This window comes from Streptomyces oceani (assembly GCF_001751245.1).
Taxonomy (GTDB): domain Bacteria; phylum Actinomycetota; class Actinomycetes; order Streptomycetales; family Streptomycetaceae; genus Streptomyces; species Streptomyces oceani.
Genome location: NZ_LJGU01000113.1, coordinates 324,726 through 342,093, shown reverse-complemented (window position 1 = coordinate 342,093; position 17,368 = coordinate 324,726). Strand labels below are relative to the sequence as shown.

Annotated in this window: 8 protein-coding genes and 1 pseudogene; 8 read left to right on the top strand and 1 reads right to left on the bottom strand. The window is 67.9% G+C overall.

The genetic code is table 11. The features are described 5' to 3' along the window. Window position 1: 1 nt before the first annotated feature. Entirely contained in the window at window positions 2–838 is an 837-nt protein-coding gene (locus tag AN216_RS07285; protein WP_079166347.1) for a DegT/DnrJ/EryC1/StrS family aminotransferase, read from the top strand. Here AN216_RS07285 and AN216_RS07280 read toward each other — a convergent pair whose 3' ends face one another. Beyond that, window positions 839–3,493: a SpoIIE family protein phosphatase gene (locus tag AN216_RS07280; RefSeq protein ID WP_244502360.1), complete on the bottom strand. Its 2,655-nt coding sequence runs from the start codon at window positions 3,491–3,493 to the stop codon at window positions 839–841. A gap of 347 nt (window positions 3,494–3,840) precedes the next feature. On the opposite strand from AN216_RS07280, the pseudogene AN216_RS07275 reads away from it, so the two are divergent. The 7 genes and pseudogenes from AN216_RS07275 to AN216_RS07245 all read left to right on the top strand — a co-directional run bounded on the left by AN216_RS07275 (window position 3,841) and on the right by AN216_RS07245 (window position 17,252). Next, a pseudogene (locus AN216_RS07275) lies at window positions 3,841–9,802 on the top strand (HAMP domain-containing protein). 244 nt (window positions 9,803–10,046) lie between these two features. Beyond that, a complete protein-coding gene (locus AN216_RS07270) occupies window positions 10,047–10,712 on the top strand; it encodes a response regulator (protein WP_070195759.1) in 666 nt (221 codons plus the stop codon). Window positions 10,713–10,825: 113 nt separating this feature from the next. Continuing rightward, window positions 10,826–13,501, top strand: a complete 2,676-nt coding sequence (locus tag AN216_RS07265) for a DNA translocase FtsK (protein ID WP_070195758.1) — start codon at window positions 10,826–10,828, stop codon at window positions 13,499–13,501. Window positions 13,502–13,683: 182 nt separating this feature from the next. Beyond that, complete coding sequence (locus tag AN216_RS07260) at window positions 13,684–14,493, top strand: helix-turn-helix domain-containing protein (RefSeq protein WP_070195757.1); 810 nt, start codon at window positions 13,684–13,686, stop codon at window positions 14,491–14,493. Window positions 14,494–14,561: 68 nt separating this feature from the next. After that, complete coding sequence (rimO, locus tag AN216_RS07255; protein ID WP_070195756.1) at window positions 14,562–16,115, top strand: 30S ribosomal protein S12 methylthiotransferase RimO; 1,554 nt, start codon at window positions 14,562–14,564, stop codon at window positions 16,113–16,115. Further along, on the top strand, window positions 16,112–16,762 hold the full coding sequence (gene pgsA, locus AN216_RS07250) for a CDP-diacylglycerol--glycerol-3-phosphate 3-phosphatidyltransferase (RefSeq protein WP_070195755.1): 651 nt from the start codon (window positions 16,112–16,114) through the stop codon (window positions 16,760–16,762). Before rimO ends, pgsA begins: the two co-directional genes overlap by 4 nt. Then, entirely contained in the window at window positions 16,752–17,252 is a 501-nt protein-coding gene (locus AN216_RS07245; RefSeq protein ID WP_070195754.1) for a CinA family protein, read from the top strand. The genes pgsA and AN216_RS07245 overlap by 11 nt, the downstream gene beginning before the upstream one ends. The last annotated feature ends 116 nt before the right edge of the window (window positions 17,253–17,368 follow it).

The following is a 17,368-nucleotide window of genomic DNA, read 5'->3' as shown; positions in this document are numbered from 1 at the left end:
GATGGTACTGCATGCGGGAGTGTGTGGGAGAGTAGGACACCGCCGAACAATTCTTCACAAGGGCCGCGGTCCCCTCGTCTTGGTGACGGGGACTGCGGCCCTTGTTTTGTTCGTCACCCGGAGTTCACGCGGCGCGGCAATCATGCTTGACATGGGGTCGACACAGTTCACCAGGCTTTCCACCAGACCTGACGCCGAAGTGCTGGTCCCCGCCTACGGTGGCCACGACGTGGCGGAGGCCGTCCGTTCGGCCGGGGCTCGTCCGGTACCGGCCGACATCGATCCACGGAGTCTGTGCATAGCGCCGAACGCCGTCCTGGACGTGCTCACGCCCAGGACGGTGGCCATCGCAGCCCTACACCTCTTCGGACACCCGCCGGACCTCCTTGGCCTGCGCCAGGTCACGCAGCGACATGCCTTGGAGATCGTCGAGTGCGGCGTGACGCGGGAGGGGCCGGTATCGCTCGATGACCGGCGCCGGCGCCAACACGCGGCGTATCTCAACTCCCGACTGACAGGTGTGGAAGTTCCGGCGGCGAGGCGGGAGGAGCACAACTACGACACATACGTGGTGCGCGTCCCGGGAAACGGCCGTCCCGATCGCGACGCCTTCAAGCAAGCGTTGCGGACTCGCGGAATCCGATGCTGGGTGCCCGTGCGGAATCCGCTGCACTGGACGCCCGGGTATCGCTCGCTTTCCCGACTGCCCCACGCGGAACGTGCCGCTGACGAGTGCCTTGCCTTGCCGGTGGACGGGACGATGACGAGGCGGGATCTGCAGCGGATGGCCTCCGCCTGTAACGCCCTGGGCGGTTTGCTGCTGGAACCCGCCTGCTGATCAGTCAACCGCTGGACGGGCACTGTCACTCGGCACGCGCATGGCCAGGATGGCCATGTCGTCGGAAGGTGCGTCGCTGGCGAAGCGCTCCACCGTACGCATGATGCGGGCCGCCACGGCACCGGCGTTGAGTCCGGTGGAATTGCAGAGCGCTGTGGCTAGCCCTTCGTCACCGAGCATGCGTGTGCCCTCGCGCCGCTCCGTCACGCCGTCGGTGACGCACAGCAGAACATCCCCCGGCGCGAGGACGACCCGCTGCTCGTACAGCTCAAGGTCGTCCATCACACCGAGCAGTGGTTGAGGTTCCGCGGCCGGTGCGACGACACCGTCGGGGCGGAGCCGCAACGGCAGCGGATGGCCCGCGCACACCACCTTGAGTTCCGCCCCGCCATCCTGTTGGGGCCACAGTTCGCCGTAGAGGAGGGTAAGGAAGCGGCTGCGCTCCTCCCCCTCGTCAAGGATCGCGGCATTGAGGCGTTCCAGGACGGCCGGACCGCTGAAGCCCTCCCGCGCCAGCAACCGCAGGGCGTGTCGGGCGAGTCCGGTCACCGCGGCGGCCTCCGGCCCGGTGCCACACACGTCGCCGATGGCGAAGCCGTAGACCCCTTCGCGGATCTCGAACAGATCGTAGAAGTCGCCGCCCACCTCGTTGCCCTCGCCCGCGGCACGGTAGATCACCTCGACCTCGACCCCCGGCACCGTCGGCAGTTTCGGAGGCAGGAGGCTTCGCTGCAGGGACTGACTGATCGCGGTGCGCTCGGAGTAGAGTCGCGCGTTGTCCAGCGCCAACGCCGCCCGCCGTGACAGGTCTTCGGCGAGTTCCAGGATCTCCTGGCGAAACCGCTCATCGGTGGGCTTGCCCAGGACCAACAGTCCGATCACCCGGTTACGGGCGACAAGCGGCAGCACCACGGTCTCGCCGCCCACGGCCGCGGCGGTGGCCAGGCCCGAAGTAGAGGACAGCCGGTGTTCGTCCTCGCCGAGGGTGACGTGCCGCAGCGAGGTACGCAAGGCGGCCGAGTGCGCCTCCTCGGTGGGCGCGTTCCATACGCGTGCGCCAGGCGCCGGAACCGGATCAGGCGCCTCCACCTTCGCCAACAGCGCCTTGAGGCTGTCGATCCGGTCCTCGTCCTCGTGCAGGACGTACGAGAGGGCCGGCTCCGATCCCTGGTCGGCGACGGTGTAGACGGCGCACCAACTGGCCAGGGTGGGTACGGTCATCTGCGCCATCAGCGCGAGTGTCTGGTTCCGGTCCAGCGTGCCGGCGAGCAGGTCGGAGGCTTCCACGAGGAAGGAGAGCGAGCCACGGCGCAGTCGCTCCAACTCGGTCAGCCGTGCCCGCTCGACGGCGAGCGCGATGCGGTCCGCGGCGAACTGGAGGCGCAGCGCCTCCTCGTTGGTGTAGCGCCCGGGCTCTTCGGTGGCGACGCCGAGGGAGCCGGTGAGGCGTCCCTCCACCTTCAACGGCACGGTCACGACCGAGCGCATGCCCGTACCGGCCAGTAGCGGGACCGCGCCGGGTGCGATCGTCAGGTCCTCGTGCACGGACGGCATCCGCGCGCTGCCGTAGCGTCCGCTGCCCGCCTCCACGGGCACCCGCGCGAAGCGCTGCCGGGCGGAGGGCAGACCGGTGGATGCCCGGACCTCGAGTTCCGTCTCGTCGTCGGTGGCGAGGAGGACGTACGCGGCGTCCCCGTCCAGCATGTCCCGTGCGCGTTCGACCGTACGCTGCAGGAGCCCGTCCAGATCGTCCGGTGCGGGGGAGCCGATGAAAACCTCGAAGGGGTCCTGTGCGGGGTGCTCCTGCCCGTCCTGACCGCCGCCCGGATCGGTGGAGGGCACCCGCTGCGGGGTTTGGAGCACGGCGCGCTCGTGGTCGGGGACGAGCAGGCAGACGGTGGAGGGCTCGCCGGCGCTGTCCCGCACCCGAAGATGAGAGGCGTAGACGGGGACGGTACGGCCCTCGTGGTCGCGTAGCCCGTAGGAGCCCTCCCAGCGGGAGAGCCGCAGAGCGTCCGTGAGACCGGTGCCGGTGCCGGGGGTGTGCGGCCAGGCGGCCAGGTCGGACAGCGGCTTGCCGAGGACGTCCTCCGCTGAGTAGCCGAACAGCTCCTCCGCGTCGGGATTCCAGGCGGACACGGTGCCGGAGGCGTCCACCTGCAGGACCGCGACCCGTACGCGCGTGTTACTGACCGGCAACGCGGTGTCCGGCAGGGCGGGCCCGGCGGTACGAGTGCCCACGACCCGTTCGGGCAGATCGAGGTGGAACCAGACGCGCTTGTCGGCCGCCGTGTAGTCGACGCCCCAGCGGGAGGCGAGTGCCGAGCAGAGCATCAGCCCCCGGCCGCCCTCCCGGTCCAGCCCGCCGGGCGGTGCCGAGATGTCGTGCACGGGCAGTTCGCGCTCCGGGTAGCGGTCGACGACCTCAACCCGCACGCCCTCCGTGCCGCGCAGGCACAGCACCTCGGCGGAGGTGCCGGCGTGCACGACCGCGTTGGTGACCAGCTCGCTGGTGAGCACCACGGCGTCATCCACGATGTCACCCAGGCCCCAGCCCTGCAGGGTGTCCCGTACGAAGCCACGGGCCGACGCAACCGAGCGGCCCACCGGTCGGAAGGTGGCCGTGGCTCGTGCGGTGATCAATGGTCTCCCCATCGGTGATTGCTCACTGCCCGTGTCCGCTGATGTGCGTTGGGCGCCGACTGCCGCCGCCTTCTCGCGCTCGGCACTCTTCTCTGGCATTCCCGGCGCCCCTCCGTTGCCGTCGTCTCCGCAGCGCCGCCCTCCCGGCCGATACCGGGGCGAATGGACAGCCGGCAGCCAGGTTACTTACGTTCCCGGTGCGCGCGGGCGGCGGTCGCGGTGTTTTCCCCGACGGACCGGGAGAAGGTCGTGGTATGCCATGCTGCCGAACTGTTATCGCCTGCTTCCGGTTGGGTGAAACACTGGGAAGGCGTGAAGTAAAGCCCAGGTAGGACGGTCGACCCTGCGGGAGGGACACGGTGGAGTCTGGCGCAGCGGCGCGTAGCACGAACACGCGCACGAAGGGCGGACGCTCCCGGAAGAGCGGGACGATCGAGGTTGACGCGGCGGCCGTCAACCGGTTGCTGACCGCTTTGGTTTCGATGCGGGACGGCAATTTCCGCAAGCGGCTCACCGTGACCGGTGATGGCCCGATGGCTGAGATCGCCGCGGTGTTCAACGAGGTCGCGGACCGCAATCTGCATCTCAGCAGCGAGCTGTCCCGGGTACGCCGCGTGGTGGGCAGGGACGGGAAGCTCACGGAGCGATTGGAGACGGGCGCCTGTGAGGGCTCCTGGGCGGCGGCGATCGATGGGTCGAACGCACTGGTGGACGACCTGGTCCGACCCGTCTCCGAGGTCGGTCGGGTGTTGTCCGCGGTGGCGGACGGTGACCTGGAGCAGCGGATGGACCTGCGGGCGCAGGGGCCCGAGGGCGCCGCGCATCCGCTGCGTGGCGAGTTCCTGAAGGTCGGCCGTACGGTCAACGGGCTGGTCGATCAGCTTTCCGCGTTCACCGACGAGGTGACACGGGTGGCCAGCGAGGTCGGTACGGAGGGCAAGCTCGGCGGTCAGGCCCGGGTTCGGGGCATGTCCGGCTCCTGGAAGGACCTGACCGAGTCCGTCAACACGATGGCTTCCCGGCTGACGGCACAGGTGCGGGACATCGCGCTGGTGACCACCGCGGTGGCGAAGGGCGACCTCTCGCGCAAGGTCCAGGTGGATGTGGCCGGCGAGATGCTCGAGTTGAAGAACACCGTCAACACGATGGTCGACCAGCTCTCCTCGTTCCAGTCGGAGGTCACCCGGGTGGCCCGGGAGGTCGGTACGGAGGGCGAGCTCGGTGGTCAAGCCCAGGTGCAGGGCGTGGCCGGAGTGTGGAAGGACCTCACCGACTCGGTCAACCTGATGGCGGGAAACCTCACCTCGCAGGTGCGGGAGATCGCCCAGGTGACCACCGCGGTGGCGAACGGCGACCTGTCCCAGAAGATCACGGTGAGCGCACGGGGGGAGGTGGCGCAGCTCGCCGAGACGATCAACGCGATGACCGAGACGCTGCGTACGTTCGCCGACGAGGTGACCCGCGCGGCGAGTGAGGTCGGCACGGAGGGGGTGCTCGGCGGGCAGGCGCAGGTGCCGGGCGCGGCCGGGATCTGGAAGGACCTCACGGACTCGGTCAACAGCGCGTTCCGCAACTTGACCGCGCAGGTGCGGGACATCGCTCAAGTGACCACCTCGGTGGCGAACGGCGACCTCTCGCAGAAGGTCACCGTGGATGTCTCGGGCGAGATGCAGGAGTTGAAGAACACCGTCAACACGATGGTCGACCAGCTGCGTTCGTTCGGCGACGAGGTGACCAGGGTCGCGCGTGAGATCGGAGTGGAGGGCGAACTCGGCGGACAGGCCCGGGTGCCGGGTGCCGCCGGGACCTGGAAGGACCTCACGGACTCGGTGAACACGGCCTTCCGTAACCTCACGGGTCAGGTACGTAATATCGCTCAGGTGACCACGGCGGTGGCGAACGGCGATCTCTCGCAGAAGGTCACCGTGGATGTCTCGGGCGAGATGTTCCAGTTGAAGAACACCGTCAACACGATGGTCGACCAACTCTCCGCGTTCGCCGAACAGGTCACCCGGATGGCGCGCGATGTCGGCACCGAGGGAAGGCTCGGTGGTCAAGCCCGGGTGGAGGGGGTCTCGGGGACGTGGAAGGACCTCACCGACTCCGTCAACTCCATGGGCAGCAACCTCACCTCGCAGGTACGACAGATCGCCCAGGTGACGACGGCGGTCGCGCGAGGTGACCTGTCGCAGAAGATCGAGNGTCACCGTGGATGTCTCGGGCGAGATGTTCCAGTTGAAGAACACCGTCAACACGATGGTCGACCAACTCTCCGCGTTCGCCGAACAGGTCACCCGGATGGCGCGCGATGTCGGCACCGAGGGAAGGCTCGGTGGTCAAGCCCGGGTGGAGGGGGTCTCGGGGACGTGGAAGGACCTCACCGACTCCGTCAACTCCATGGGCAGCAACCTCACCTCGCAGGTACGACAGATCGCCCAGGTGACGACGGCGGTCGCGCGAGGTGACCTGTCGCAGAAGATCGAGGTCGACGCCCGTGGTGAGATCCTTGAGCTGAAGACGACGATCAACACGATGGTGGACCAGCTCTCCTCCTTCGCCGACCAGGTGACCCGGGTGGCCCGGGAGGTCGGTACGGAGGGCCGGCTCGGCGGTCAGGCGCAGGTGCCCGGTGTGGCGGGGGTCTGGCGGGATCTGACCGACTCGGTGAACGGCATGGCGGGCAACCTCACCGCCCAGGTGCGCAACATCTCCCAGGTCGCCACCGCGGTGGCGCGGGGTGATCTGTCGCAGAAGATCGATGTGGACGCCCGTGGTGAGATCCTTGAGCTGAAGACGACGATCAACACGATGGTGGGTCAGCTCTCGTCGTTCGCCGAGCAGGTGACCCGGGTGGCCCGGGAGGTCGGTACGGAGGGCATCCTCGGTGGCCAGGCCGAGGTGAAGGGGGTTTCCGGTACCTGGAAGGACCTCACCCAGTCCGTGAACTTCATGGCGAACAACCTGACGTCTCAGGTGCGGAACATCGCGGAGGTCACCACGGCCGTCGCCCAGGGAGACCTGTCCAAGAAGATCACCGTCGACGCCAAGGGCGAGATCCTGGCCCTGGTGACCACCGTCAACACCATGGTGGACCAGCTGTCCCTGTTCGCGGAGCAGGTGACGCGGGTTGCCCGCGAGGTGGGTACGGAGGGCCAGCTGGGCGGCCAGGCGCGCGTACGGGACGTGTCCGGGATCTGGAAGGACCTCACGGACAACGTCAATCTGATGGCCAACAACCTCACCGGCCAGGTGCGCAACATCTCGCAGGTCGCCGGCGCGGTCGCCAACGGCGATCTGACGAAGAAGGTCACCGTCGAGGCCAGTGGCGAGGTCGCGCAGCTGGCCGACACCGTGAACACGATGGTGACAACCCTCTCCGCGTTCGCCGAGGAGGTGACGCGGGTCGCCCGCGAGGTGGGTACGGAGGGCCAGCTGGGCGGCCAGGCCAGGGTCTCGGGGGTGGCTGGGACCTGGAAGGACCTGACGGACTCGGTGAACTCCATGGCGTCGAACCTGACCGGTCAGGTGCGCAACATCGCCATGGTGACGACCGCCATCGCCAAGGGTGACCTGACGAAGAAGATCGACATCGAGGCGAACGGCGAGATCCTCGAACTGAAGACCACGATCAACACGATGGTCGACCAGTTGTCCTCGTTCGCTGAGCAGGTGACGCGGGTGGCCCGGGAGGTGGGTACGGAGGGCCAGTTGGGCGGCCAGGCGCGGGTACGCGACGTGGCCGGGACGTGGCAGGACCTGACCGACTCGGTGAACGAGATGGCGGGTAACCTCACCCGTCAGGTGCGCAACATCTCCCAGGTCGCCACCGCGGTGACCCGTGGGGACCACAACGTGCGCATCGATGTGGACGCGTCCGGCGAGATCCTGAAGCTGCAGGGCTACATCAACACGATGATCACCAACCTGCGCGAGACCACCCTGGCCAACAAGGAGCAGGACTGGCTGAAGGGCAATCTGGCCCGGATCTCCGCGCGCATGCAGGGGCACCGCGATCTCAAGGACGTGGCCCGCCTGATCATGAGCGAGTTGACTCCGGTGGTGGCGGCGCAGCACGGTGCCTTCTTCGTGGCGGTTCCCGTGGGCGGCGGTACGGACGGCATCGGTGCCGGGGAGATCGGCACGGGCTCCTCCGGCGCGGAGGAGGACGTGTCGTACGAGCTGCGGATGGTGGGCAGTTACGGCTACGAGACCGGGAGCATGCCCACCACGTTCGGCCCTGGCGAGGCCCTCGTGGGGACGGCTGCCGACGAGAAGCGCACCATCCTGGTGGAGAACGCTCCGCCCGGTTATCTCAAGATCTCCTCCGGGCTCGGCGAGGCGCCACCGGCTCATGTCATCGTGCTGCCGGTGATCTTCGAAGGGGTGGTGCTCGGTGTCGTCGAGCTGGCCTCCTTCCAGCCGTTCACGCAGATCCAGAAGGACTTCCTGAACCGGATCGCGGAGGTCATCGCGACCAGTGTCAACACCATCAGCGTCAACACCAAGACGGAGGTGCTTTTGGCGCAGTCCCAGGAGCTGACCGAACAGCTCCAGGAGCGCTCCGCGGAGCTGGAGAGTCGGCAGAAGGCGCTGCAGGAGTCGAACGCGCAGCTGGAGGAGAAGGCCGAGCAACTGGCCCAGACCAACAGCGACATCGAGATCAAGAACCGGGAGATCGAGGAAGCCCGACAGGTGCTCGAGGAGCGTGCGGAACAGCTCTCGGTGTCGATGCGTTACAAGTCGGAGTTCCTCGCGAACATGTCGCACGAGTTGCGCACCCCGCTGAACTCCTTGCTGATTCTGGCCAAGCTCCTCGCGGACAACGCGGAGGGCAACCTCTCTCCGAAGCAGGTGGAGTTCTCCGAGACCATCCACGGAGCCGGTTCCGACCTGCTCCAGCTCATCAACGACATCCTCGACCTGTCGAAGGTCGAGGCGGGAAAGATGGACGTCAGCCCGACCCGTATCGCGCTCGTCCAGCTCGTGGACTACGTCGAGGCGACTTTCCGGCCCCTGACCGCGGAGAAGGGTCTGGACTTCTCGGTCCGGGTCTCTCCAGAGCTGCCGGCCACTCTGCACACGGACGAACAGCGGCTGCTGCAGGTGCTGCGTAACTTGCTCTCGAACGCCGTCAAGTTCACCGATTCCGGAGCCGTCGAACTCGTGATCCGTGCGGCGGCTGACGAGGTGCCGGACGGGATCAGGCAGTTGATGCTCGAGCACGGCTCCATCCGCGACGCCGACGCCGACCTGGTGGCGTTCTCGGTGACGGACACCGGTATCGGGATCGCGGCGAGCAAGATGCTGGTGATCTTCGAGGCGTTCAAGCAGGCTGACGGTACGACCAGCCGGAAGTACGGTGGCACGGGGCTCGGGTTGTCCATCAGCCGGGAGATCGCCCGGCTCCTGGGCGGTGAGATCGACGCCGCCAGCGAGGCCGGCCGGGGCTCGACGTTCACCCTCTACCTACCGTTGCAGCCGGTGGAGCTTCCTCCGCAGGGTTACGCACAGGTCAGCACCGGTTCGCTGGCGCTCGCGGCGGCGCCGCCGGAGGCCCGTACGACCCAGGGGGAGGAGCATCACGCGGTTGACGACGCCTCGGAGGACACGACGGGGGGCTCGTTCACTGACTCCGCTGGGGCTGCTATGGCCGACGAGACCGCTGGGGCCGCTGACGCTGGTGATGGGGCTGGCGCCGCCCAGCAGCGGGACATCGCCCAGGGGGAGACGGACACGGCACCGGAGAGCGATGCCAAGCGGGCGGCGGCTTCCCTCGCCCAGCGTCGTAGGAGGCAGGCGAGGCCGGGGATGGATCGTGCGGAGCCTGCTGAGGGACAGCGCGGGGGCGGAGAGGCCACGGATGTCGCGGGACGCGAGACGAAGGCTGAGGAGTCGTGGCGTACGAATGGCCAGGACTTGGTGCGCCCAGGCCCTTCGGCGCGTTTCAACGGGGAGAAGGTGCTGATCGTCGACGACGACATCCGCAACGTCTTCGCGTTGACCAGCGTCCTGGAACAGAGTGGTCTGCAGGTGCTGTATGCCGAGAACGGTCGGGAGGGCATCGAGGTTCTGGAGCAGAACGACGATGCCGCGGTGGTGTTGATGGACATCATGATGCCGGAAATGGACGGCTATGCCACGACCGCCGCGATTCGTAGGATGCCGCAGTTCGAGGGGTTGCCCATCATCGCGCTGACCGCGAAGGCGATGCAGGGTGACCGGGAGAAGAGCATCGAGTCCGGAGCCTCCGACTACGTCACGAAGCCGGTGGACACGGACCACCTGCTGATTGTCATGGGCCAGTGGATGGAGTCGCGTTGATGTGACACGGTGAGGGGACACATGTCGTTGACACGCTGTGGTCGTTAACGTTGGAAATGTGGGTAACCGGGAACCTTCCGTTCCTCCGGTGCGTTTCTGAGACGTGCACAGTGACAACACGGTGACAGGGTGTGGCGGGGCGCTGTATGCCGCTACCATGACCGGCACAAGGACGGGCGGCGGTGTACCGGAGTCGCTGCCAGGCGCGGCGTCCGAAAGGCTGCCGGGGCGAGGAGGACGGGCCATGGTGCAGAAGGCCAAGATCCTCCTGGTCGATGACCGGCCGGAGAATCTGTTGGCGCTGGAGGCTATCCTCTCAGCGCTCGATCAGACACTGGTGCGGGCATCGTCCGGGGAGGAAGCGCTCAAGGCGCTGTTGACGGACGACTTCGCGGTCATTCTGCTGGACGTTCAGATGCCCGGGATGGACGGGTTCGAGACGGCGGCGCACATCAAGCGCCGGGAACGCACCCGGGACATCCCGATCATCTTCCTCACCGCGATCAACCACGGACCTCATCACACCTTCCGTGGGTATGCGGCGGGAGCCGTCGATTACATCTCCAAGCCCTTCGATCCGTGGGTGCTGCGCGCCAAGGTCTCCGTCTTCGTCGAGCTCTACATGAAGAACGTCCAGCTCAGGGAGCAAGCCTCGTTGCTGAGACTCCAGTTGGAGGGCAGCGCGGAAGAGGCGGAGACCGCCGAGGAGCCGGAGCAGACCGGATTGCTCGCCGAACTCTCCGCCCGTCTCGCGGCGGTTGAGGAGCAGGCTGAGGCGTTGTCGAAGCAGTTGGGCGGCTCCTCGGACGCGGCAGCCGTCGCCACCGCAGCCCATCTCGAGCGCAAGCTCACTGGCCTCAGGAAGGCCCTGGACGCTCTCGGGCCGGGTTCCGCCGGCAGCACGGTGTAGCGGTGCCGGGCGGGACATGGCGCTCCCTGAGGGGGCGTCACCACCGTCCCGGGGTCCTGTGAGCCCCTCGTTCGTCCGTGCTCCCTGTCGGCAACTTCGGTAACCTCAGCCCCATGGCCTCACGTACGCCCGGCAAGGCCGCCAAGAAAGCGCCAGCCAAGAAGGCCGCGGCCAAAAAGGCCCCGGCGAAGAAGGCGACTTCGGCTGCCAAGCCAGCGAAGAAGGCCGCTCCCGCACCGGCCCCGTCGCCCACCGGCGGGGTGTATCGCCTGGTACGCGCATGCTGGCTCGGCGTGGCGCACGCCCTGGGCGCCATGTTCCGGGGGATAGGGCAGGGCGCACGCGGGCTTGATCCCGCGCACCGCAAGGACGGCATCGCGCTCCTGCTGTTGGCGCTGGCCCTCATCGTCGCGGCCGGCACCTGGTCCAATCTTCGGGGCCCGGTAGGCGAGTTGGTGGAGACGCTCGTCACTGGGGCCTTCGGGCGGTTGGACCTGCTGGTTCCCGTGCTCCTGGCGGGGATGACCATCCGTCTGATTCGCCATCCGGAGAAGCCCGAGGCGAACGGCCGGATAGTCATCGGACTGTCGGCCCTGGTGGCAGGAGTGCTGGGGCTGGTCCACATGGCCTGTGGTGCCCCGGCACGCGGAGACGGCGCGGGGCCCATACGGGATGCCGGGGGGCTCATCGGTTGGGGCGTCGCCTCGCCGCTGGTCTTCACCGTCGGCTCGATGCTCGCCGTGCCCCTGCTCGTACTCCTCACGCTGTTCGGTCTGTTGGTCGTCACGGCGACTCCGGTCAACTCCATCCCGCAGCGGCTGCGCGCGGGATGTGTGCGGCTCGGCTTGCTGGCGCCGGCGGAGGACGAGGCGGATGCGGACGAGGTAGCGGAAGAGGCGACGAGCCGTGCCGGGTCACCGGCTGAGGACTCGACCACGGCCGAGCGGGAGGCGCTGGAGAGACGCCGGAAGCGCAAACGCCGTGTCAGTTCCGCTACCGTCGAGTCCGCTTCGCAACAGCCGGACACGTCCTCGGACGCCGTGGACGTGGCGGCCGCCGCGGCGGCCGCTTTGGACGGAGCCGTGCTGCACGGAGTGCAGCCGTCGCCGCTGGTGGCTGACCTGAGTACGGGCCTGTCGACCGAACGCCGGCAGCGTGCAGGCACGCAGTCCGGCGGAGGTACCGCCGTGCCTGGGGCGCGCCGGGAGGAAGGCAGGGACGGCGCCGTGCCGGACCTGACCAAACAGACGGCGCCGTCCGCCACCGAGGCGCTACCGTCACGTGCGGAGCAGTTGCAGCTCTCCGGCGACATCACGTACGCCCTTCCGGGTCTCGACGTGCTCGCCCTGGGAGGGCCCGGCAAGGCCCGAAGCACTGTCAATGACCAGGTGGTGGCGTCCCTGACGCAGGTCTTCAGTGAGTTCAAGGTCGACGCCGCGGTGACCGGCTTCACCCGTGGGCCCACTGTGACCCGTTACGAGGTCGAGTTGGGGCCCGCGGTGAAGGTGGAGAAGATCACGGCTCTGGCGAAGAACATCGCCTACGCCGTCGCCAGCCCCGACATCCGCATCATCAGCCCGATCCCCGGAAAGTCGGCCGTTGGCATCGAGATCCCGAACACCGACCGCGAGATGGTCAACCTCGGCGACGTGTTGCGTTCCGCTGAGGCGAGCGAGGACGCCCGTCCGCTGTTGGTCGGGCTCGGCAAGGACGTCGAGGGTGGTTACGTCTCGCACGACCTCGCGAAGATGCCGCACGTCCTGGTCGCCGGCGCCACCGGGGCCGGCAAGTCGTCGTGCATCAACTGCTTGATCACCTCGGTGATGGTTCGGGCCACGCCGGAGGACGTACGGTTGGTGCTCGTGGACCCCAAGCGGGTCGAGTTGACCGCTTATGAGGGCATTCCACACCTGATCACGCCCATCATCACGAACCCCAAGAAGGCCGCCGAGGCGTTGCAGTGGGTCGTGCGCGAGATGGATCTGCGATACGACGATCTCGCTGCCTACGGGTACCGCCATATCGACGACTTCAACGCAGCCGTCCGCAGCGGCAAGGCCACCGCGCCGGAGGGCAGCGAGCGAGAGCTAAGCCCGTACCCGTACCTCCTGGTCATCGTGGACGAGCTGGCGGACCTGATGATGGTCGCGCCGCGCGACGTGGAGGACGCGATCGTACGGATCACCCAGTTGGCCCGGGCCGCCGGCATCCATCTGGTGCTGGCCACCCAGCGGCCCTCGGTGGACGTCGTGACCGGGCTGATCAAGGCCAACGTGCCGTCCCGGCTCGCCTTCGCCACGTCCTCGCTGGCCGACAGTCGGGTCATCCTGGACCAGCCGGGCGCGGAGAAGCTCATCGGTAAGGGCGACGGGCTGTTCCTCCCGATGGGGGCGAACAAGCCTGTGCGTATGCAGGGAGCCTTCGTCACCGAGGAGGAGATCGGCGCGGTCGTCGAGCACTGCAAGGCACAGATGGCCCCCGTCTTCCGCGACGACGTGACGGTCGGACAGGGCCGTAAGAAGGAGATCGACGAGGAAATCGGCGATGATCTCGACCTGCTCTGTCAGGCTGCGGAACTGGTGGTCTCCACGCAGTTCGGTTCCACCTCCATGCTTCAACGCAAGCTGCGGGTTGGCTTCGCCAAAGCCGGTCGGCTGATGGACCTCATGGAGTCACGTGGCGTAGTCGGCCCCAGTGAGGGCTCCAAGGCGCGGGACGTTCTGGTCAAACCTGATGAACTGGACGGCGTACTCGGTGTGATCCGTGGGGAGACTCATTCGAAAGAGTGAGTCAGGCAACCGTTTCCGCCGCTGATGCGTCAACGTAAGTGGGGCGACACTGGCGTGTCCCACAGTCAGGCGGTACGGCCTCCTGATGGCGGACAAGCCGTGTCCGTCCGCTTGCCCTCCCGATCTGCAACCCCCCTAGACTGAATGTCCAGCAGGTGGCTACACGCTCGAAAGGCGACCTCGTGCCCGTCGGCAACTCCCCCGAAGAGGACCGGCCCTCGGTCGGTCGAGCCCTCAAGCAGGCCCGGACCGATGCTCGACTGACCATCGACGAGGTCAGTGCGTCAACCCGCGTGCGCGTACCCATCGTGCGCGGGATCGAGGACGATGACTTCTCCCGATGCGGCGGCGATGTCTATGCCCGCGGACATCTTCGTACGCTCGCGCGCGCCGTTGGCCTGGACGGCGACGAACTGGTGAAGCAGTTCGACGAGGAGCACGGCGGGCGCCCGGAGCCGACCCCGGCGGCGGCTCTGTTCGAGGCCGAGCGGACCGCGCCGGAGCCGCGTCGGCCGAACTGGACCGCGGCGATGGTGGCCGCGATCGTCGTGGTGGTGGGCTTCGTCGGGTTCACGTTGGTCAGTGATGGCGGCCAGGGTTCGGACACCCCGGTCGCCGGGGACGCCACCTCGGACTCTCCCGGACGCGACAAGCCCGACAAGCCGGAGCCGAGCCGTCCGGCCGATCCCAAGCCCGAGCCGTCCGAGAGCGCTGTGGCCGGCGTACCGGGTGACAAGGTCACCGTGCGCATGGTGGCGGAGGAGGGGAACAGCTGGGTCTCGGCGGAGGACCACAGCGGCAAGGTGCTTTTCGAGGGCCCGCTCAAGGAAGGTGCCACCAAGACGTTCACCGATGACAAACGGCTGGATCTCGTGCTGGGCAACGCCGGTGCGGTGAAACTCTGGGTCAACGGCAAGGAGGTCGACAGCCTCGGCGAGGAAGGCAAGGTCGAGCGGGTCAGCTACACCCGGGGTGATCCGGAACAGGGCTGAGAGCCAGACCCGGATGTGAAGAAACCCTGATGAGGAGAGAGCGTCGGGGGAACGCGTAGGCTGAGCGCATGCCCGAACCCCGCACTGTCGCCCTTGTCACGCTGGGCTGTGCCCGTAACGAGGTGGACTCCGAAGAACTCGCCGGCCGCTTGTCGGCGGACGGCTGGGACCTTGTCGAGGATGCCGCCGACGCGGACGTCGCCGTCGTCAATACGTGTGGCTTCGTCGAAGCGGCCAAGAAGGACTCCGTCGACGCCTTGCTGGAAGCCAACGACCTGAAGGATCACGGGAGAACTCAGGCGGTCGTCGCCGTCGGTTGCATGGCGGAACGATACGGCAAGGAGCTGGCCGAGGCGCTGCCGGAAGCCGACGGTGTGCTGGGGTTCGACGACTACGCACAGATCTCCGACCGTCTCCAGACCATCGTCTCGGGCGGGATACACGCGCCCCACACGCCACGTGATCGCCGCCGGCTTCTGCCGCTCAGCCCGGCCGCGCGACAGGACGCGGGCGCGTCGGTGGCGCTGCCCGGGCACGGCGAGCACATGGCGAGCGACACGAACGGGACGGGAGCCGAAGCGTACGAAGCGCCGGCTGGCCCGGTCGACCTGCCGGTGGGCGTTGCTCCCGCGTCCGGGCCGCGGCCACCCCTGCGTCGGCGTGTCCACGGCGGTCCGGTCGCGTCGGTGAAGCTCGCGTCGGGTTGTGACCGGCGGTGTTCCTTCTGCGCCATTCCCTCGTTCCGCGGCTCGTTCATCTCGCGCCGCCCGGCGGATGTGCTGAACGAGACCCGGTGGCTCGCCGATCAGGGGGTCCGGGAGATCATGCTGGTCTCCGAGAACAACACCTCGTACGGCAAGGACCTCGGAGACGTACGACTTCTGGAGTCGCTGCTGCCGGAACTGGCATCGGTGACGGGCATCGAACGCGTGCGGGTCAGTTACCTTCAACCGGCTGAGCTGCGCCCGGGCCTGATCGACGTGCTCACCGGTACGGACAAGGTCGCGCCCTACTTCGATCTCTCGTTCCAGCATTCCGCTCCGGGGGTGCTGCGTGCCATGCGGCGTTTCGGGGATACGGACAGCTTCCTGCAACTGCTGGCGGACATCCGGGCGAAGGCACCGCAGGCGGGCGTGCGCTCGAATTTCATCGTCGGCTTCCCGGGGGAGAGCCGGGCGGATGTCGCCGAGCTGGAGCGCTTCCTCGGAGCCGCACGATTGGACGCCATCGGCGTGTTCGGGTATTCCGACGAGGACGGCACGGAGGCCTGCGGCTACGAGGACAAGAACGCTCCCGAGGAAGTCGCCGAGCGTCTCGAGAGGGTTTCCCGGCTGGCCGAGGAACTGACCGCGCAGCGGGCCGAGGAACGGATCGGCGACAGTGTGCGGGTCCTCGTCGAGTCGGCGGGCGACGGACAGCCTGGGGGAGCGGACGAGTCGGCCCTGCCCGCGGGCCGTGCCGTGCACCAGGCGCCCGAGACGGACGGCCAGGTGCTGCTGGACGGTGCGACGCCTGAGATGTCGGTGGTCGGACGTATTCTCGAGGCGAAGGTGGTGGCTACCGACGGCGTGGACCTGATCGCGCGGGCGCTCCCGAGCGAGAGTGAGGAGGCGGGCAGATGACCGGAGTGCCGGCCTCCACAACTGGTGGTGGTTCGGTGCCCAGGCCGAACGCAGCGTCCACCGCACGCCATGTCAGCCTGTGGAACGTCGCCAACCTCCTCACCATGGCGCGACTGCTGCTGGTTCCGGCCTTCGTCTTCTTGATGCTCGCGGGTGGCGGGCACGACCCGGTGTGGCGCGCGTTCGCCTGGGCGGCCTTCACCGTGGCGATGATCACGGACCTGTTCGACGGTGAGCTTGCGCGACGCTATGACCTCGTGACCGACTTCGGGAAGCTCGCCGACCCGATCGCGGACAAAGCGATCATGAGCGCGGCGCTCATCTGCCTGTCGGTGCTCGGCGACCTTCCGTGGTGGGTGACCGCCGTCATCCTGGTGCGGGAGTTGGGCATCACGGCGATGCGCTTCTGGGTGATCAAGCACGGCGTGATCCCGGCCAGTCGGGGAGGGAAGCTCAAGACCCTGGCGCAGGGCGTGGCAGTGGGTATGTACGTCCTCGCGCTGACCGGGCCACTGGCTTCCCTGCGCTGGTGGGTCATGGGGCTCGCGGTGCTCCTGACCGTCGGTACCGGCCTGGACTACGTACGTCAGGCGGTCGCCCTGCGCCGATCCGGACGAGCGGCTCTGGAGGAGTCGCGTGAGCGATGAACCCGCCGGCGCGGACGCGGACCTCGCCGGGCGGATTCTGGGGCGGCTGGTCGAGCGTGGACAGACCGTGGCGGTCGCGGAGTCGCTGACGGGCGGGCTGGTGGCGGCTCGTATGACGGAGGTGCCAGGCGCGTCCCGCGCCTTTCGTGGCTCCGTCACGGCCTACTCCACCGAGTTGAAGCACGATGTCCTGGGAGTGGAGCAGACCCTGCTGGAGGCGCGTGGCGCGGTGGATGCCGAGGTGGCACACGCCATGGCACGGGGCGTGCGCCGCGCGCTGAGCGCTGACTGGGGCCTCTCGACCACCGGGGTGGCCGGCCCGGAGCCACAGGACGGCCAGCCGGTGGGCACGGTCTTCGTGGCCGTCGCCGCCCCGTGGGGTACGGAGGGGTTGGGCGAGCTGCGGTTGACCGGGAGCCGCGAGCGGATCAGGGCGGACACGGTACTGGCGGGTCTTCGACTCTTGTGGCACGAATTGGTCGACAACTGAGCGGGGAGGATCGGGAACACCAAGGGGAGGATGGATGTTTGCAGCCCTGAGTGAACACGAGATCGCTCCCCGCGCTGCCTGCGCGGGAGAGGGTACGGTGGGGTATGAAGGATGAC